General features: G+C 68.9%; 16 protein-coding genes. 9 read left to right on the plus strand and 7 right to left on the minus strand.

Features of this window, described 5'->3' with window-relative positions:
• Nucleotides 1-196: 196 nt before the first annotated feature.
• The 3 genes from RS901_RS07765 to RS901_RS07775 form a co-directional block, all read right to left on the minus strand.
• Nucleotides 197-1,522, minus strand: coding sequence for a sigma-54-dependent transcriptional regulator (locus tag RS901_RS07765; RefSeq protein ID WP_041227706.1), 1,326 nt, complete (start codon nucleotides 1,520-1,522; stop codon nucleotides 197-199).
• An 8-nt stretch (nucleotides 1,523-1,530) separates the two neighbouring features.
• Nucleotides 1,531-3,537, minus strand: coding sequence for a sensor histidine kinase (locus RS901_RS07770; RefSeq protein WP_316152595.1), 2,007 nt, complete (start codon nucleotides 3,535-3,537; stop codon nucleotides 1,531-1,533).
• Nucleotides 3,538-3,607: 70 nt separating this feature from the next.
• Nucleotides 3,608-4,903: a dicarboxylate/amino acid:cation symporter gene (locus RS901_RS07775; RefSeq protein ID WP_013955397.1), complete on the minus strand. Its 1,296-nt coding sequence runs from the start codon at nucleotides 4,901-4,903 to the stop codon at nucleotides 3,608-3,610.
• Between the two features lie 393 nt (nucleotides 4,904-5,296).
• On the opposite strand from RS901_RS07775, the gene RS901_RS07780 reads away from it, so the two are divergent.
• From RS901_RS07780 to RS901_RS07800, 5 genes are all read left to right on the plus strand, one after another.
• On the plus strand, nucleotides 5,297-5,617 hold the full coding sequence (locus tag RS901_RS07780; protein ID WP_010814863.1) for a (2Fe-2S) ferredoxin domain-containing protein: 321 nt from the start codon (nucleotides 5,297-5,299) through the stop codon (nucleotides 5,615-5,617).
• Nucleotides 5,618-5,765: 148 nt separating this feature from the next.
• The gene (locus RS901_RS07785) at nucleotides 5,766-6,407 is read left to right on the plus strand and encodes an alpha/beta hydrolase (RefSeq protein ID WP_010814862.1); all 642 of its coding nucleotides are present in this window, start codon (nucleotides 5,766-5,768) and stop codon (nucleotides 6,405-6,407) included.
• 63 nt (nucleotides 6,408-6,470) lie between these two features.
• Nucleotides 6,471-7,670: a D-alanyl-D-alanine carboxypeptidase family protein gene (locus RS901_RS07790; protein ID WP_013955398.1), complete on the plus strand. Its 1,200-nt coding sequence runs from the start codon at nucleotides 6,471-6,473 to the stop codon at nucleotides 7,668-7,670.
• Nucleotides 7,671-7,736: 66 nt separating this feature from the next.
• Nucleotides 7,737-8,045: a YbeD family protein gene (locus RS901_RS07795; protein ID WP_013955399.1), complete on the plus strand. Its 309-nt coding sequence runs from the start codon at nucleotides 7,737-7,739 to the stop codon at nucleotides 8,043-8,045.
• Nucleotides 8,046-8,158: 113 nt separating this feature from the next.
• On the plus strand, nucleotides 8,159-9,355 hold the full coding sequence (locus tag RS901_RS07800) for a class I SAM-dependent rRNA methyltransferase (protein WP_316152602.1): 1,197 nt from the start codon (nucleotides 8,159-8,161) through the stop codon (nucleotides 9,353-9,355).
• A 113-nt stretch (nucleotides 9,356-9,468) separates the two neighbouring features.
• Here the strand turns inward: RS901_RS07800 and RS901_RS07805 are convergent, their stop codons facing one another.
• The 3 genes from RS901_RS07805 to RS901_RS07815 form a co-directional block, all read right to left on the minus strand.
• Nucleotides 9,469-11,568, minus strand: coding sequence for an ATP-dependent helicase (locus RS901_RS07805; RefSeq protein WP_316152604.1), 2,100 nt, complete (start codon nucleotides 11,566-11,568; stop codon nucleotides 9,469-9,471).
• A gap of 158 nt (nucleotides 11,569-11,726) precedes the next feature.
• Entirely contained in the window at nucleotides 11,727-12,263 is a 537-nt protein-coding gene (locus RS901_RS07810) for a TlpA disulfide reductase family protein (RefSeq protein ID WP_316152606.1), read from the minus strand.
• 111 nt (nucleotides 12,264-12,374) lie between these two features.
• The gene (locus RS901_RS07815; protein ID WP_316152608.1) at nucleotides 12,375-12,884 is read right to left on the minus strand and encodes a thioredoxin family protein; all 510 of its coding nucleotides are present in this window, start codon (nucleotides 12,882-12,884) and stop codon (nucleotides 12,375-12,377) included.
• Nucleotides 12,885-13,002: 118 nt separating this feature from the next.
• On the opposite strand from RS901_RS07815, the gene RS901_RS07820 reads away from it, so the two are divergent.
• The 3 genes from RS901_RS07820 to RS901_RS07830 all read left to right on the plus strand — a co-directional run bounded on the left by RS901_RS07820 (nucleotide 13,003) and on the right by RS901_RS07830 (nucleotide 14,594).
• On the plus strand, nucleotides 13,003-13,605 hold the full coding sequence (locus tag RS901_RS07820; protein WP_010814855.1) for a hypothetical protein: 603 nt from the start codon (nucleotides 13,003-13,005) through the stop codon (nucleotides 13,603-13,605).
• A gap of 83 nt (nucleotides 13,606-13,688) precedes the next feature.
• Nucleotides 13,689-14,336 carry a LysE family transporter gene (locus tag RS901_RS07825; RefSeq protein ID WP_211980651.1) on the plus strand — a complete coding sequence of 216 codons (648 nt, stop codon included), beginning with the start codon at nucleotides 13,689-13,691 and terminating at the stop codon, nucleotides 14,334-14,336.
• Nucleotides 14,337-14,414: 78 nt separating this feature from the next.
• Complete coding sequence (locus RS901_RS07830) at nucleotides 14,415-14,594, plus strand: hypothetical protein (protein ID WP_316152613.1); 180 nt, start codon at nucleotides 14,415-14,417, stop codon at nucleotides 14,592-14,594.
• On the opposite strand, the gene RS901_RS07835 is transcribed toward RS901_RS07830, so the two are convergent.
• Nucleotides 14,576-15,298: a GntR family transcriptional regulator gene (locus RS901_RS07835; RefSeq protein WP_316152615.1), complete on the minus strand. Its 723-nt coding sequence runs from the start codon at nucleotides 15,296-15,298 to the stop codon at nucleotides 14,576-14,578. The genes RS901_RS07830 and RS901_RS07835 overlap by 19 nt on opposite strands.
• Before the next feature lie 394 nt (nucleotides 15,299-15,692).
• Between RS901_RS07835 and ptsP the strand changes: the two genes are divergently transcribed.
• Nucleotides 15,693-18,245, plus strand: coding sequence for a phosphoenolpyruvate--protein phosphotransferase (gene ptsP, locus RS901_RS07840; protein ID WP_316152618.1), 2,553 nt, complete (start codon nucleotides 15,693-15,695; stop codon nucleotides 18,243-18,245).
• The last annotated feature ends 39 nt before the right edge of the window (nucleotides 18,246-18,284 follow it).

Here is an 18,284-nt window from a genome sequence, read left to right on the forward strand (position 1 = left end):
CCACAAACCAACCGCAGAGCGACGAGCCCAAGCTCTTCGACTGAATCGCCCAAAAAAAACGCCCCGCATACGCGGGGCCGTCAATTACCACGAAGATTGATACACACGGCGGGCACCTGCCAATGCCACAACCGCCACCGAAGGATAGTCCGCCAATGTGACGGCCCCGTGGCAGCGCAATGAAGGCAGCGTGACATCACAGCCCGTAGCGCTTGATCTTGTCATAGAGCGTGGCCTTGCCGACTTGCAGCAAGTCCGCCGCCTGGCTGACCGCACCACCGGTGCGCGCCAGTGCATCCGCAATCACGGCGCGCTCGAAGTGCTCCATCCGCTCGCGCAACGGCGCGGCTTCATCGGGGCCCGCGGCCTGCGCACCTGCCTGCCCGCCCTCCGGCACGCCCAGCACCATCCGATCCGCGGCATTGCGCAGTTCGCGCACATTGCCGGGCCACGGCCGCTGGGCCAGTGCCTGGCGTTGCGCTTCGGACAGGATCGGTGCCGGCCGCTGGTAGCGCACTGCAGACACCAGCGAGAAGTGCTCGAACAGCGGCACGATGTCCTCGCGCCGTTCGCGCAGCGGCGGCAGCGCGATGGTGACCACGTTCAGCCGGTAGTACAGGTCCTCACGGAAGCTGCCCTGCGCCACCAGTGCATCCATGTCGCCCTTGGCCGCGGCCACGATGCGCACATCGATCTTCACCGAGGCATTGGACCCCAGCCGCTCCAGCGAGCCTTCCTGCAGCACCCGCAGCAGCTTGACCTGCAGCGCCAGCGGCATGCTCTCGATCTCGTCGAGGAAGAGCGTGCCGCCCGAGGCATGTTCGAGCTTGCCGATGCGGCGCTTGCCGGCACCGGTGAAGGCGCCGGCCTCATGGCCGAACATCTCGCTCTCGAAGATGGCCTCGGGCACCGCGCCGCAGTTCAGCGCGATAAACGGGCCTTCGGCGCGGCCGGACAGCGCATGCAGGCTGCGTGCCACCAGTTCCTTGCCGGTGCCGGTCTCGCCGTTGATCATCACCGGCACGTCGGTGGGCGCGACATTGGCCACCAGCGCGCGCACCTGCCCGATCGCGGGCGAGCGGCCGATGATGCGCGTGCCCGCCGCAGGGCCGGCCAGCTCGCGGCGCAGCGCCTGGTTTTCCAGTTCCAGCGCGCGGCGTTCCAGCGCGCGGCGCACGGTGTCGGTGAGGCGGTCGGCGCCGAAGGGCTTTTCGATAAAGTCGTAGGCGCCTTCGCGCATGGCCTGCACGGCCATGGTGATGTCGCCGTGGCCGGTCACCAGGATCACCGGCACGCCCGGCGCGGCGTTGCGGCAGTGCTGCAGCAGGTCCAGGCCGCTGGCGCCGGGCAGGCGCACGTCGGTCACCACCACGCCGGCAAAGGCGCCGTGCAGGTGCGGGATCGCGGCCTCGGCGGAGGGCAGCGCCAGCACCGCGAAGCCGGCCAGCTCCAGGCTCTGCGCGGTGGCCTGGCGCACCAGCGGCTCGTCTTCGACAAACAGGACACGCAGACCGTCTTGCATGGCAATACTCATTGAGAGGCGGAAACCGACGGCGCCGGATCGATGGCGGGGGCGCGCGCCAGCACCAGCGTGAACTGCGCGCCGCCGCCGGGCACGTTGGCCACGCTCAGCTGCCCGCCGAACTCGCGCACGATCGACGACGAGATCGCCAGCCCGAGGCCCAGGCCCTGCCCGGTTTCCTTGGTGGTGAAGAAGGGTTCGAACAGGCGCGGCAGCGCTTCCGGCGCGATGCCGGTGCCGTTGTCGCGCACGACGATGGTGACGGCGTGGTCTTCTGCCTGCACGTCGAGATCGATCTGTCCCTGCGCCGGCGCGGCCGCCGCAATCGCATCCAGCGCGTTGCCGAGCAGGTTCAGCAGCACTTGCTCCAGCTTCAGCTCATCGGCGCGCACGGCCAGCCCGGGCAGGGCGTCCAGGCCGGCGACGCTGACCGTGACCGCGCCCAGCCGCGGCGCCAGCAGCGCCAGCACGTGATCGACCGCCGCGCGCAGCGCCACCGGCCGGCGCACCGGGCGCGCCTTGCCGGCGAACAGCTTGAGCTGGCTGGTGATCTTGCCCATGCGCTCGGTCAGGTCAGCAATGGCGGTCAGGTTGCCTTCGGCCGCGGCCAGCTGGCCGCGCTCCAGCAGCACGCGGGTGTTGTCCGAGAACGTGCGCAGCGCCGCCAGCGGCTGGTTCAGCTCATGCGTGATGCCGGCCGCCATCTGCCCCAGCGCGGCCAGCTTGCTGGCCTGCACCAGTTCGTCCTGGGCCGCGCGCAGCTCGCTTTCAGCACGGGTGCGCTCGGCCACTTCATCTTCCAGCTTTTCATTGATTGCCATCAGGTCGGCGGTGCGGGCCTCGACGCGGCGCTCCAGCTGGTCGTAGGCGGCCTCCAGCAGGCGGCGGCTGTACTGCATGTCGCGCGCGCGCTGGCGGCGCTGGCGCCAGTTGACCAGCAGCAGGCAGATGCAGGCATAGGCCAGCGCCGCCGCCACGGTGGCGTTGCGCGCATTGGCCAGCACCGGCTCCAGCGGCGCCATCACCTGCATGGTCCAGCCAGCGGGGCCGACCGTGCGGCCCAGTTCCAGGTAGCGGTCGGCGCGCTCGGCGCCGTCCGGGGCAAAGGTGGTCCTGGCGGCGGGCGATTCGTCGCGCACGCGCACCAGCCGCGCGCCGTCGGTCAGCGTGGTGTCCGCCAGCCAGCGCGTGACCGGCGAGGTCAGCGGCTCCAGCGGCAGCGGCGTCACCGCGCGGCCGTGGTACTGGCGGGTCTTTTCCATCTCGGCCTGCAGCGCCGGCGGCAGCGGGCGCAGGGTGCGGTACTGCCACGCCGACACCGACGACAGGAAGATCACGCCATGGTCGTCGCTGACCATCAGCGGCTCGGCGCCGCTGCCGGCACGCTGGAACCACTCCAGGTTGAGCTTGACCACGGTCACGCCGATGACCTTGCCGCCGGACTCGACCGGCTGCGCGAGGTAGTAACCGGGCTCGTCGCTGGTGATGCCGATGGCATAGAAGCGCCCCATCTTGCCGCCCGCGGCGGCCTGGAAGTAGGGGCGGAAGCGGTAGTCGGTGCCGACAAAGCTGCCGGGCTGGCCGTGGTTGCTGGCCGCCAGCGCAATGCCGTTGGCGGCGATCACATAGGTGGCCGAGGCATGCGCGCGGCGATTGACCTCCGCCAGGTACTGGTTGGCGGCGGCCACGCGTTGCGGGTCGTTGGGGGAGTCCAGCAGCCCGCGCACGAAGGGGTGCAGCGAGACCAGCGCGGGCAGGAATTCGTAGCGGTCGAGGGTGCTTTCCAGCGAGGCGGCGTAGCGGTCGGCGCGCGTGGCCGTGCTTTGCTGCAGGGTGGCCAGGCCGCGCTGGACCGAGACCAGCCAGGTCAGCGCGCACAACAGCAGCAGGCCCGCGGCCAGGGCGACCGCAAAGCCCCACCAGCGGCCGTTGCCGCTGTCCGGCGCATGGGTCGGATGCGCGGCAGACGGGGCGGCGGGGTCATGCACGGCGAGAAAGTCGTCGGAGTGTGGCATCGGCGCGCGCGAAGGCTGTCGCGCCGATGATACCCGCTGGCGGGCGGCCGGGGCAGCCACCCGCATGGCGTCAGACGTTCTGGCCGGCGTCGGCCAGTACTTCAGCATCGCGGCCGCCGTGCTGCAGCACACTGTTGAGCTTCTTGCGGTCAAGCTCGCGCTCCCATGCCGAGACCACCACCGTGGCCACGCCGTTGCCGATGATGTTGGTCAGCGCGCGGCACTCGCTCATGAAGCGGTCGATGCCCAGGATCAGCACCATGCCCGCCACCGGGATGGTCGGCACCACGGCCAGCGTTGCGGCCAGCGTGATGAAGCCCGAGCCGGTCACGCCGCTGGCGCCCTTGGAGGTGATCATTGCCACCGTCAGGATGGTCAGCTGCTGCATCAGCGTCAGCTCGATGCCGGTTGCCTGTGCAATGAAGATCACCGCCATCGTCATGTAGATGTTGGTGCCGTCCAGGTTGAACGAGTAGCCGGTGGGCACCACCAGGCCCACCACCGAGCGCGAGCAGCCGAGCTTTTCCAGCTTCTCCATCATGTGCGGCAGCGCCGCTTCCGACGAGCTGGTGCCCAGCACGATCAGCAGCTCTTCCTTGATGTACGAGATGAAGCGCAGGATGCTGAAGCCGGTCAGGCGCGCCACCGTGCCCAGCACGAACACCACGAAGACGATGGCCGTGAAGTAGAAGGTGCCGATCAGCTTGAGCAGCGGCACCAGCGAGCCCAGGCCGTACTTGCCGATGGTGAACGCCATCGCGCCGAAGGCGCCGATGGGGGCCACCTTGGTGATCACGTGGACGATGTGGAAGAACACCTTGGAGACCTGCTCGATCAGCTGCACCACGATGCGCGCGCGCTCGCCGAGCACGGCCAGCGCGGCGCCGAAGAACAGCGACACCAGCAGGATCTGCAGGATGTCGCCGTTGGCGAAGGCGCTGAAGACCGTGTCCGGGATGATGTGCATCAGGAACTCGACCGTGCTCTGGCCGTGCGCCTTGGACACGTACTGGGCAATGGCCTTGGTGTCCAGCGTGGCCGGGTCGATGTTGAAGCCCACGCCCGGCTTGAGCAGGTGCGCGGCGCCCAGCCCGATCAGCAATGCGAAGGTCGACACCACCTCGAAGTACAGCAGCGCCTTGCCGCCGACGCGGCCGACCTTCTTCATGTCGCTCATGCCGGCAATGCCGGTCACCACGGTGCAGAAGATGATCGGCCCGATGATCATCTTGATCAGCTTGATAAAGCCATCGCCCAGCGGCTTCATGGCCACGCCGGTGTCGGGCCAGTAGTGGCCGAGCAGGATGCCGACGAAGATGGCGAACAGGACCTGCACGTACAGGATCTTGTAGAAGGGTTTTCTCATGATGTCGTCCTCGGTGTTGACCGTACCCGGGCGGGGCTGCGCGGGCCGCGCGCCGTCACGGTTGCGGCGCGTTCAGGGGCAGGAATTTGCAACCGCCGTGCCAGTCAAACCGGCATTGCTAACTGGTTGATTCACAAGGAAACGCCGGCCTGGCAGGGGCGCGCGGCCTCCGGGATTCCGGAAATCCGGACGGTGCGGCTCCGGGGTTTCGGAATGCCGGAGGCATCGCAGGTGCGCGAGGCGCCACCCGCTGGGGGCCGGCGGCAACTTTCACGGCCGTGCCAGGGCGCCGCCATCGCGGCCATGCCGCCGCGACACCGTATAATTCCGAGCTTCCGTTCAATGCCGTCCGGGCCGTGCCGCCGTCCGGGGCCGCCTTCTCACACCGTACGCATGAGCAGCTACTATCAGCATCACGTCTTCTTCTGCCTGAACCAGCGCGAGGCCGGTGAGAACTGCTGCGCCAACCACAACGCCCAGGCGATGCAGGAATACGCCAAGAAGCGTTGCAAGGAACTGGGCATCGCCGGCGGCGAAGGCCGGGTGCGCATCAACAAGGCAGGCTGCCTGAACCGTTGTGAACTCGGCCCGGTGCTGGTGGTCTACCCCGAGGCCATCTGGTACACCTTTGTCGATGAGCACGACATCGACGAAATCATCGACAGCCACCTGATGAAGGGCAAGCCTGTCGAACGGCTGATGGTGGACCGCTGAACGAACCGAGGCCGGCGCATGCCGGCTTGTTGTTTACCTGTTTTGCCGCTTTGCTGTATTGCCCCGCCGCCCGCCAGCCGGACGGTTTTTTCATTTTTGCCCGGGCTTGCCGCCGGGCGCTTGCTTCACCGCCATCCTGACCGCCATCATGAACGCGCATACCCAGGTACTTTCCATTGCCGGTCCCGCCGGTGCGATCGATCTCTCGGTAGACCTGCCGCAAGGTGAGCCGCGCGGCCTGGCGCTGGTGGCGCATCCGCATCCGCTGTTCGGCGGCACCAAGGACAACAAGGTCGCGCAGACGCTGGCGCGCAGCTTCGTGCAGCTGGGCTACGCCACGGTGCGCCCCAACTTCCGCGGCGTGGGCGGCAGCGCCGGCGAGCATGACAACGGCATCGCCGAGCAGGACGACTTGCTGGCCGTGGTGGCCTGGATGCGCCAGCAGACCGCGTGGTCGGCACAGGCCGCAACGCTGCCGCTGGCCATGGGCGGGTTCTCGTTCGGCAGCTTCGTCACCACCCACGTGGCACGCCGTCTGGCCGAGGCCGGCACGCCCGCGCAGCGCCTGGTGCTGGTGGGCACCGCCGCCAGCCGCTGGCAGGTGGCCGAGGTCCCGGCCGATACCATCGTGATCCATGGCGAACAGGACGACACCGTGCCGCTGGCCAGCGTGTTCGACTGGGCCCGCCCGCAGGAGCTGCCGGTGATCGTGATCCCCGGCGCCGACCATTTCTTTCACCGCAAGCTGCACCTGATCAAGCAGCTTGTCGTCAATGCGTGGGACCGGTGAGGCCGGCGCGCCGCCACCCCCGAACCATTCCCGCGCAACCTTTTTACTGTCGGAAACTGAAACATGCTGAATAGAGCCACGACACGCCTTTCGTCCGCTTTTGCCCCCGCCGCCATCGCCGCCGCCGTCGTGCTGGCCGCCGCGCCTGCCGCCGTCCTGGCGCAGGGCGTGCCGATGCCGCAGGTCGCGGCCAAGTCGTGGATGCTGTATGACGTGACCAGCGGCCAGGCCCTGGCGTCGCAGAACGCCGACGCGCGCATCGAACCGGCCTCGCTGACCAAGCTGATGACCGCTTACCTGGCGTTCGAGGCACTCAAGGAAAAGCGCCTGACGCTGGACCAGTCCGTGGTGCCGACCAGCCTGGTGCTCAAGGTCAAAAGCGATGAGTCGCGCATGTTCATCGAGCCCAACAAGCCGGTCACCGTGCAGGACCTGCTGCTGGGCCTGATCGTGCAGTCGGGCAACGACGCCGCGCTGGCGCTGGCCGAAGCCGTGGGCGGCTCGGAAGAGGGCTTTGTCGCGATGATGAACCGCGAAGCCCAGCGCATGGGCATGAAGAACACCCACTTCACCAACACCGACGGCATTCCCGACCCGAACCACTACACCACCGCGGTGGACCTGGCGACGCTGACCACGCGCCTGATCAAGGACTTCCCCGAGTACTACGCCATGTACTCGCAGAAGGAGTTCACCTATAACAAGATCAGGCAGCCCAACCGCAACCGCCTGCTGTACATCGACCCGACCGTTGACGGCGTCAAGACCGGCCACACCAAGTCCGCCGGCTACTGCCTGATCTCGTCGGCCAAGCGGCCGCTGGCCAACGTGCCGGACGGCTCGCGCCGCCTGATCTCGATCGTGATCGGCACCACCACCGAACAGGTGCGCACCCAGGAAAGCCTGAAGATCCTCAACTACGGCTTCCAGTTCTTCGACACGCTGCGCCTGTACGACAAGGGCCAGGTGCTGGCCACGCCGGACATCTACAAGGGCAAGAGCGGCACGGTCAAGATCGGCGTGCAGAACGAGACCTTCGTCACCGTGCCCAAGGGCACCGGCGGGCGCCTCAAGCCGGTGCTGGAGCGCCAGGAACTGCTGATCGCGCCGATCTCGGCGGGCCAGCAGGTGGGCATGGTCAAGCTGATGGACGGCACCAACAAAGTGGCGGAGTTCCCGGTGGTGGCGCTGGAAGAAGTGCCCGAGGCCGGCTTCTTCGGCCGCCTGTGGGACACCATCCGCCTGTGGTTCAAGCGCAAGTGACCTGAATGGAATGCGCGCAAGCCGGCGCGCCATGCGGCGCGCCGGTTTCGTGCCGGAGAATCCGACATGACAACCGACAACCAAGGCAGCGGCAACAAGCCGGGCGATATCCCGCCGGAGCAATCGCTGATCGAGTATCCCAGCCACTTCCCCATCAAGGTGATGGGCGCGATGCAGGACGGCTTTGCCGAGGCCATCGTAGAGCTGGTGCAGGGATTCGATCCCGACTTCCACGCCGGCAAGATGGAAATGCGTCCCTCGAGCGGCGGCAACTACCTGGGCCTGACCGTGACGGTATGGGTTACCAGCCGCGAGCAGCTCGATGATTTGTATCGGGCGCTGACTTCGCATCCGATGGTGAAGGTCGTCCTCTAAGGCATCTTTCCCGCATTGTTTTCTCCCCTCTCCCGCGCGCGGGAGAGGGGAGCCGCCTTGATGCGTTCGCGCCAGTTTCAATTGCTGGTGGCCTGCAGTTTCCCCATACCAACATGAACACCATCACCCTGAAACCCGGCAAGGAAAAATCCCTGCTGCGCCGCCACCCGTGGATCTACGCCACCGGCATTGCCACGACCGAAGGGCGCTGCGAGCCGGGCGCGACCGTGATCGTGCGCGCCGCCGATGGCCGCTTCCTGGCCAAGGCCGCCTACAGCCCCGAGTCGCAGATCCGCGCGCGCGCGTGGACCTTCGATGAAAACGAGCCGGTCGACCACGCCCTGTTCAAGCGCCGCGTAGCCGCGGCCATTGCCTACCGGCGCCAGTGGGTGAAGGACAGCGACGCGGTGCGGCTGATCTTCGGTGAATCCGACCGGCTGCCTGGCCTGATCGTCGACTACTACGGCAATGGTGAAAAGGGTCAGCTGGTGTGCCAGTTCAATTCGGCCGGCGTGGAGCACTGGAAGACCGCGATCGTGCAAGCGCTGGTCAAGGAGACCGGCTGCCCCAACGTCTATGAGCGTTCCGACGCCGCCGTGCGCCAGCGCGAAGGCCTGGAGCTGGTGACGGGCGTGCTGGCCGGCGCCGAGCCGGATCCGGCGCTGTCGGTCACCGAGCACGGCGTGCGCTACTACGTCGACGTGCGCAACGGCCACAAGACCGGCTTCTATGTCGACCAGCGCGACAACCGCAAGCTGGTGGGCGACCTGGCCGCCGGGCGCGAGGTGCTGAACTGCTTCTGCTATACCGGCGGCTTCTCGCTGGCGGCGCTGCGCGGCGGCGCCACCTCGGTGACCTCGATCGATTCGTCTGGCGAGGCGCTGAAGATCGCGGCGGGCAATGTCACGCTCAACGGCTTCGAACCCGAGCGCGCCACCTGGCTCGATGCCGACGTGTTCAAGACCCTGCGTGAATTCCGCGCCGAGGGCCGCCAGTTCGACCTGATCGTGCTGGACCCGCCCAAGTTTGCCCCGTCGGCGCAGCATATCGACCGCGCCGCGCGCGCCTACAAGGAAATCAACCTGGTCGGCATGCAGCTGCTGCGCCCGGGCGGGCTGCTGTTCACCTACTCGTGCTCGGGCGCGATCAGCATGGAGCTGTTCCAGAAGATCGTGGCGGGCGCGGTGACCGATGCGCGTGCGGATGCGCGCATCCTGCGCCGGCTGTCGGCGGGCACGGATCATCCGATGCTGGCGGCGTTCCCGGAAGGTGAGTACCTGAAGGGGTTGTTGCTGGAAAAGATGGCCTGACACAGAGGCTTGCGAGCGGCGATGGCCTCAGGCCGCCGCTTGTTTTCTCCCCTTTCCCGCTTCGCGGGAGAGCGAACCGGCGGCATAGTGGACGCCTGGGCAAGTCCCGCATCTCACCGCCACATATTCCGCATCCGACCAGCCAGATCCACCGGCGCCAGCGCCGGCTTTGCCTTCCCTTCCCCCGGCATCGGCGGCGGCGGCCAGGCCCGGCTATGGAAGTTCGGCATCACGCGATTCGGCAGGAACCGCGTGCGTGACGCATACACATGCCGGTCGCCGAAGCCCACCTGCTGGTGCACGTAGAAGCGTTGCGGCACCACGATATCCAGATGGTCCTTGGCCCGCGTCATCGCCACATACAGCAGCCGCCGCTCTTCCTCGATCTCCTCGGTCGTGCCCGTCGCCAGATCGCTCGGCATGCACCCGTCCACTGCGTTCAACACATACACTGCCTTCCACTCCTGCCCCTTGGCCGAATGGATGGTCGACAGGATCAGGTAGTCCTCGTCGCGCGAGGGCACGCCGGATTCGTCGCTGGAGGCGCTGGGCGGGTCCAGCGTGAGCTCGGTCAGGAAGCGCTCGCGCGCGCCGTAGGTGGCGGCGATGCGCTCCAGCTGCTGCAGGTCGGCCTGGCGCGCGGCGGCATCGTCGTGCAGGCGCTCCAGGTGCGGCGCATACCAGGCCAGCACTTGCTCGAACTCCGAAGGCCATGGCGAGGTGGGCGCCATCAGCGCTCGCGCCAGCGCCAGCAGATCGGCCCAGGCGGGCGCCGCGGCCGGCGGCGGCTCGAATTCCTCCAGCGAGAACAAGGGCTCGGTGGCCAGCGCCATCGCATCGAGCACGCGCGCCGCGGTCTTGGGGCCGATGCCGGGCAGCAGCTGCAGCGTGCGGAAGCCCGCCATGCGGTCGCGCGGGTTTTCCAGCCAGCGCACCACCGCCAGCACGTCCTTGACGTGGGTCGACTCCAGGAATTTCAGCCCGCCGAACTTCACGAACGGGATATTGCGCCGGGCCAGCTCGATCTCTACCTGCGCGCTGTGGTCGGCGGCGCGGAACAGCACCGCCTGTGCCATCAGCGTCAGGCCGGCCTCGCGCCGCGCCAGCACCTGCTCGACCACGTAGCGGGCCTGGTCGGCCTCATCGTTGACCACGATCACGCCGGGCTTTTCGGCCGAGGCGCGCTCGGACCACAGGTCCTTGGTATAGCGCTCGGCCGCCAGCCCGATCACGGCGTTGGCGGCCTGCAGGATCGGCTGCGTCGAGCGGTAGTTCTGCGACAGCGTGACCTGCTGCGCGGCCGGCGTGAACTGCGCAGGGAAGTCCAGGATATTGCGCACGGTGGCGCCGCGGAAGGCATAGATCGACTGCGCGTCGTCGCCCACCACGGTCAGGCCGCGGCCGTCCGGTCGCATGGCCAGCAGGATCGACGCCTGCAGCGCATTGGTGTCCTGGTATTCGTCGACCAGCACATGGTCGAAGCGCGCGCCCATGTCCTGTGCGATGGTGGGCTCGGCCATGGCCTGCGCCCAGTACAGCAGCAGGTCGTCATAGTCCAGCACATGCTGCTTCTGCTTGGCCTCGACATAGCCGGCGAACAGGGTGCGCAGCGCATCGGCCCACATCGCGTAGCGCGGGAACTGCTGCCTGAGCACGTCTTCCAGTGGCGCCTGGGTGTTGACCACGCGCGAGTAGATCGCCAGGCAGGTTTCCTTCTTCGGGAAGCGGCTGGCGGTCTCCGACAGGCCCAGGTCGTGGCGCACCACGTGCATCAGGTCGGCGGCATCGCCGCGGTCGCTGATGGTGAAGGCGGGCGACAGGCCCAGGGTCTCGGCGTATTCGCGCAGCAGGCGCGCGCCGATGGCGTGGTAGGTGCCGGACCACTGCAGCGCCGCGCGCCCCGCGCCGGTCTGGGTGCCCAGCGCCTGGTCGACGATGCGCTCGACGCGCCGTCCCATCTCGGCCGCGGCGCGGCGCGAGAACGTCAGCAGCAGGATGCGGCGCGGATCGGCGCCGGCCAGCACCAGGTGCGCGACGCGGTGCGCCAGCGTATTGGTCTTGCCCGAGCCGGCGCCGGCGATGATCAGCAGCGGCGCGTCGCTGCCGTGTTCCACCGCGGCACGCTGCTCCGGGTTGAGCCGGGACAGGTAGGCGGGGACGTCATCGGCTTCAGGGGCAGCGAGGTCGGCGGCGGGGGCTAGGTCCAAAGTCACAGGGAGGGCTCGGGGAAGGCTCGGAAATCTCAAAAAAGGCTGGCGCCAACTGTATATCCATACAGGGTTTCAGCGCAACCAGCCGACGGGCGATCGGGACATGAAAACAAAAAAGGTGCTCGATGAGCACCTTTTCCCGGTGGTTGGCAGCGACAGCGTTACGCGGACTTTGCCAGCGCGCCATCCAGCAGCTTGTGCAGGGCATCCCACTCGGGCTCGCCCACATAGCGCTTCAGGATGCGGCCGTCCTTGTCGACCACGAAGGTGGTCGGCGTCAGCTGCACATTGCCGAAGGCCTTGGCCGCGGCGCCGTCGGAATCCATCGCCACCTTGAACGGCAGGCCGCGCGTCTTGGCGTAGTTCATCACATACATGGGCGGGTCGTAGTTCATCGCCACGGCGACGAATTCCAGCCCCTTGCCCTTGAACTGCTCATAGGTGCGGACCATGTCCGGCATTTCCTTGACGCAGGTGGCGCAGCTGGTGGCCCAGAAGTTGATCATGTAGACCTTGCCCTTGAGGTCGGCGGTGCTGACCTTCTCGCCCGACAGCAGCGTGAAGGTGGCCGCCGGCGCCGTATTGGCCGGCGACAGTGCGCGATAGCCGAACCAGCCCAGCAGCGCGAGCACGACCACGGCAACGACGATGGGCCAGGGCTTGCGGGAGGATTTGGTGGCAGGGGCAGCAGTGGTCATGGAATCCGGGTCAGGCAGGTTCGGTGAGCAATGGGACATTCTAATGCCGCGGGCGTTCGCGCGCTGCGCGGGGCCGGGCTGCGGCAATCTGCCGCAAGCGCCCCCATCCATTCAGCGCCGGGTGGCGATGGCGGCGCGTGCCTGGTCCAGCGCCTGTTCCAGGTAGGCCCCGTAGAAATCCGGCTGCATGCCGCGCAGCGGGCCGGCGGCGGCGCGGCCCTGGCGGTCCAGGAACAGCACCGTGGGCGCCACCCGCACCTGGTGCGCCCGCGCCCACGCGCGCGCGGTGGTCAGGCTGCCGTCGGCATCGCGCAGCGGGGTGTCGGCGGTCATGTCGAGCTCGCGCACGGCAATCTCGCCGGCGGCGGCCTGCGGGCCCAGGTAGTTGCGGCGCACGGCATCGCAATAGCTGCAGCCCGGCATCGACACCAGCACCACCAGCGGCTCGCCGCGGCGCGCGGCCTCGGTGCCGTGGGCGCCCAGGTCGGTGGCCGGCGGCAGGTGGGCGGGGCTGGCGGCGGCTGCGGGCATGCCGGCCGCGGCTGCCAGCAACGCGCTCGCGGCCACCCAGCGCAGGCTGGTGATGGCAAAGGCGTGACGGGCGATGCGGGCGGCAGGCATGGCAGGAACGTGGGGGCAGGGGGAGTGGGAGCGGCGCGGCAAGCACTGGCGCGCCGCTTTCGGGATAATACCGGTTTCCGCCCGCAGCCTGCGCGCGCCGTCCCCCCATGGATTCCCGATGCGTCTTGTGCCGCCCCCGCCGAGCTTTCCTGCCGCTGTCCGCCGGCCGCTGCTGTGCTGTGCCGCCGTGCTGGCATTCGCCCTGTGCGCCTGTTCGCCGCGCTATGACTGGCGCACCATCCAGTCCGGCGAGGGCGCCTATGCCGCGCTCTATCCGGGCAAGCCCACCAGCGCCGCGCGCGACGTGACCATTGCCGGGCGCAAGCTGCCGATGACCATGGAAGCCGCGCGCGTCGACGATACGCTCTTTGCCGTGGGCGTGGTGACGCTGCCCGCCGATGACGAAGCGCTGCGGCGCGAGGCGCTGGCGGCGATGCAGGCCGGCCTGCTGGCCAACCTTGGCACGCCGTCGGGCGAGCCGCGCGCGCGGCCCGTCACGGTGATGAGTGCTGACCGTCCGGGCCGCCCGCTTGCCGGCGTGGAAGTGCAGGCCAGCGGCGTGTCGCCGCAGGACCAGTCGCCGCGCCGGCTGACGGCGCGCCTGGTGGCCGTGGGTACGCGCGCGTATCAGGCGGTGGTGCTGGAATCGGGCGATGCCGCGCGCGACGCGCGCCAGGCCGAGCAGGTGGAGCAGTTCCTGGGCGGCTTCCACCCGTTCTGACGCGCCGCGCCGCAGGAAAGATTGTTTGTGCCGTGGCTGCGGGAGCGTGGCCCCGGCATGGTTGTCGTCAAAGGAGAGTTGGGATGCGTTGGGAAGTGTGGTTGGCTTATTTCGCCGCGTGCTGGGTGATCGCCGTGTCGCCGGGGTCGGGCGCGGTGCTGTCGATGAGCCATGGGCTCTCGTACGGGCTGCGCAGGACCACCACCACCATCTTCGGCCTGCAGGCCGGGCTGGTGATCGTGCTGCTGGTGGCGGGCGGCGGCCTGGGCGCGCTGCTGCTGGCCTCGGAGCAGGCCTTCATGGTGGTCAAGACGATTGGCGCGCTGTACCTGATCTACCTCGGCGTGCAGCAATGGCGCGCGAAGATGGAGAGCGGGGCGGACCAGGGTGGCAGCGCCGCCCCCGTGCGCGTGGCGGTGATGAGCCGGCGCCGGCGCTTTGCCACCGGCCTGCTGACCAACGTGACCAACCCCAAGGGCATCATCTTCATGGTCGCGGTGCTGCCGCAGTTCATCGATCCCAACCGGCCGCTGGCGCTGCAGCTGGCGATCCTGGCCGCCACCATGTGCTGCGTGGACCTGGTGGTGATGCATGGCTATGCGCTGCTGGCTTCGCGCATGCAGGGGCTGTTCCGCAATGCGCGCGCGGTGCGCTGGCAGAACCGCTTCTTTGGCAGCGTGCTGATGGCGGTGGGCGCTGCGCTGTTCTTCGTGCGCCGGCAACACGCCTGAGCAGGGTCGGCATCAATACTGGCGCGCACCGGCCGGGTTTGCTTCAATGAGGAGGAAACCCGGCCACGGAGACCCCGCATGCCCGCCTCGCTGAACCCCTACGCCGGTGCGCGCTTGCAGCCGCGCCATACCGTGCCCCCGGACGAAGAGCCCGCGCCGCCGGGCGTGCCTCCGAACTTGCCGTTGCCGCCAGAGGAAGACCCGACCCCGCCCCCGGTCGAGCCGCCTGTGGCCGGCCGCTACTGCTTGAGCTCGTAGAAGTCGTTCAGGCAGTAGGCGTCGGTCAGTTCGACCGGCTTGTCGCCATGGGTATAGCCGGTGCGCAGGATATGCAGCAGCGGCTCCCCCGGCGCGATATTCAGGCGCGTGGCCAGTTCCTCGCTGGCGACGATCGCGCGCAGCTTCTCGGTCACGCGCAGCACTGGCTGGCCGATCCGCTCCAGGTAGGCATAGAGTGATTCGCCGATGGCGCTGGCGTCCGGCAGTACCGCCAGCGCCAGCGTGGTCACGTCCATCCAGAAGGTCTTGCCGTCGGCCTTGCGCAGCCGGGTCAGCCTGACAATCTCTTCGCCTTCCGGCAGTGCCAGCGCCGCGGCCTCCTGCGTCGTGGCGCGGCGGCGTTCGAACGCCACCAGCTCGCTGGCCGGCGTCATGCCGCGCCGGCGCGCCAGCTCGCTGAAGTTGTCCAGCCGCGCCGCCTTCGGCTCAGGGCGCGGCGCGATAAAGGTGCCCGCGCCGCGGCTGCGCGTGATCGCGCCTTCCTCTGCCAGCATCTGCAGCGCGCGCCGGGCCGTGACGCGTGAAATCCCCAGTGAATCCACCAGCGTGCGCTCGGACGGCAGCGCGTCGCCCACCCGCCATTGGCCGGCCTGGATGGCCGCAGCCAGCCTGCGCGCCACTTGCAGGTAGATCGGCGTCGCCTCCGCTTCGTCCGGCTTGAGGGCCTGCAACCGTTGATCCATTGCGAATCCTCGTAGGTACCAGAATGTGGGAGCGATGATACCACTTTAGGACATTTCGAGTCGATGTGGCTGGACTTGCGCGGCCTCGGTGATGAAGGCACCACAGCCTCGCTTTTCGTCATTGGTATTAGAAAGGTTTCACTGATTATGCTGGCGGAAAGCGCTGCTGGGATTGGGGGAAATCCTAGGCGTCGTCAAGGGGTGTGTGATGAATCCGCCAAATGTGAGGGCCGTGCGAGTGCTGCTTTGCGCCATCTCAATAAAGATGCCACTTAGATACAATAACATTGTAGTGGTTTTCACTGGTATTTTTATTGTCGGTGGCCGTCTATCTTTCCCCTGACCCTGGCGCCGCCGCATTCCCGCACCGGCTGCCGCGATTTCTGGAAGCAAGATGGCTGAGACGAGCGAAACCCTGTTGCTGCGGGCTCCGGTAAGCGGAGTGCTGCTTCCCCTCGCGGCGGTGCCGGACCCGGTCTTTGCCGACGGCATGTTCGGCGACGGCCTGGCCATCGACCCCCTGAGCGACACGCTGGTGGCGCCTTGCGACGGCACCATCGTCCACCTGGCCGCCACCGGCCACGCCCTGACGCTGCAGGCTCCGTGCGGGGCGCAGGTGCTGCTGCATGTCGGCATCGATACGGTGTCGCTGCGCGGCGAAGGCTTTGCGCCTTGCGTGGCGCAGGGTGCTGCCGTGCGCCAGGGCGATGCGCTGATCCGTTTCGATGTCGACCGCGTCGCGCAGCAGGCGCCGAGCCTGGTGACGGTGATGGCGATCGCCAATGGCGATGCCTTCACCGTCGCCGCCAGGACCGACGCGGCGCAGGCCGAGGCAGGCCGCACGGTGCTGCTGCAGGTGCGTGCCGCGGATGCTGCGGCGCCTGCGCGGGAAGACCACGCGACCGCGGCCGAACAGCGGCGCTCGGTCACGCTGGCCTGCCCTGGCGGCCTGCATGCCCGGCCCGCGGCACGGGCGCGCGAAGCCGCGCGCGGCCTGGACGCCACCGTCGCATTGCACTACGGCAGCCGGCAGGCGAGCCTGGCCAGCCTGGTGGCGCTGCTGGGCCTGGCCGCCGGCGACGGCGCCACGGTCGAGCTGGTGGCAACCGGCCGCGATGCCGGCGCCGCGCTCGATGCGGTCGCGTACGAACTGCAACGCGCCGGCGTGGGCGAAGAAGAACCCGTACCCAAGGTAGCCGCACCGGTGGCGCAGCCCGGCCCTGGCGCCGACCTGCCGGCGGTTGGCATCCCCGGCGTGGCTGCCGCCCCCGGCATCGCGATCGGCACGCTGCACTGGTGGCGCGAGACCACGCTGGAGCCGGCCGAGGTCGGCCAGGGCATTGCTGCCGAGCGCGAGGCCCTGCGCGCCGCGCTGGCGGCCATCGACGCCCAGCTGGCGTATGAGAGCGAAGCCGCCACCGCGCGCCGCGCCGGCGCCGAGGCCGGCATCTTCGCCATGCATCGCGCGCTGCTGGAAGACCCGGCCCTGCAGGGCGCGGCCGAGACCATGATCGCCGCCGGCAAGAGCGCGGGCTTTGCATGGCGCGAGGCCACCCGGGCCGAAGCCGCCATGCTGTCCGCGATGGCCGACCGCCGCATGGCCGAACGTGCCGCCGACCTGCTGGATCTGGGCAAGCGCGTGCTGCGTGCGCTGGCCCCGGCGGGCAGTGTCCCGGTCCAGCTGCCCGCACCGGCTGCCGACGGCGATGTCATCGTGCTGGCCGCTGGGGAATTCACGCCCTCCGACCTGACGGGACTGGACCGCACCCGGGTTGCCGCACTGGTGATGGCGCGCGGTGGCCCGACCTCGCACGCGGCCATCATCGCGCGCCAGCTCGGCATCCCTTGCCTGGTGGCGCTAGGCAGCGCGCTGGAGCGCCTGCAGGACGGCACGCCGGTCATCGCCGACGGCGACAGCGCCCGCCTGCACGCCTGCCCCGATGCGCATTTGCTGGGCGCCGCTGCCAGCGCCGTCAGGCTGCGCACGCAGCAGCGCGAGGCCGACCTGCGCGCCGCGCACGCCGCGGCCAGCACCCGCGATGGCGTGCCTGTCGAGGTGGCCGCGAATATCGGCAGCCTCGACGACGCCCGCAATGCCGTGGCGCATGGTGCCGATGCGGTCGGCTTGCTGCGCACCGAACTGCTGTTCCTGCACGGCGACGCAGCCCCCGCGGCGGCGGACCATACCGCCCGCTGCCAGGCCATTGCCGATGCCCTGCAGGGGCGCAGCGCGATCGTGCGCACGCTTGATATCGGCGCCGACAAGGACGCCGCCTGGCTGCACCTGCCTGCCGAAGACAACCCCGCCCTGGGCCTGCGCGGCGTGCGCCTGGCGCAGGTGCGCCCGCAACTGCTGGACGATCAGCTGAGCGGCCTGCTGGCCGTGCGCGCGAGTGCGCCGCTGCGCATCCTGCTGCCCATGGTCAGCGAGGTCGGCGAACTGCTGGCCTGGCGCGAACGCATCCGTGCGCTGGCGGCCAAAGCGGGCGCCGATCCCGATATCGAGGTCGGCGTGATGATCGAAGTCCCTTCCGCCGCGCTGCTGGCCGACCAGCTCGCCGAGCACGCCGATTTCTTTTCGATCGGCACCAATGACCTGACCCAGTACACCCTGGCCATGGACCGCTGCCAGCCCGAACTGGCGGCGCGCATGGACGGCCTGCATCCCGCGGTGCTGCGCATGATCGCCGCCACCACCGAGGGCGCCGCGCGCCACGGGCGCTGGGTGGGCGTGTGCGGCGCGCTGGCGGGCGACCCGCTGGCCGTGCCGGTGCTGGTCGGCCTGGGCGTGACCGAGTTGTCAGTCGACGCCGGGCTGGTGCCGGGCGTCAAGGCGCGCGTGCGCGCGCTCTCGCATGCCGATTGCCGGCAGCGCGCAGGCGAATTGCTGCGGCTGCCGTCAGCCGCCGCGGTGCGCGACGCGTGCCGCCGCTACTGGCCCGCATAAACGCCGGCCGACCAGAACCCAATACGCGCCACGCGCGCA

The organism is Cupriavidus sp. BIC8F, assembly GCF_032465815.1.
GTDB classification, from domain to species: Bacteria; Pseudomonadota; Gammaproteobacteria; order Burkholderiales; family Burkholderiaceae; genus Cupriavidus; species Cupriavidus necator.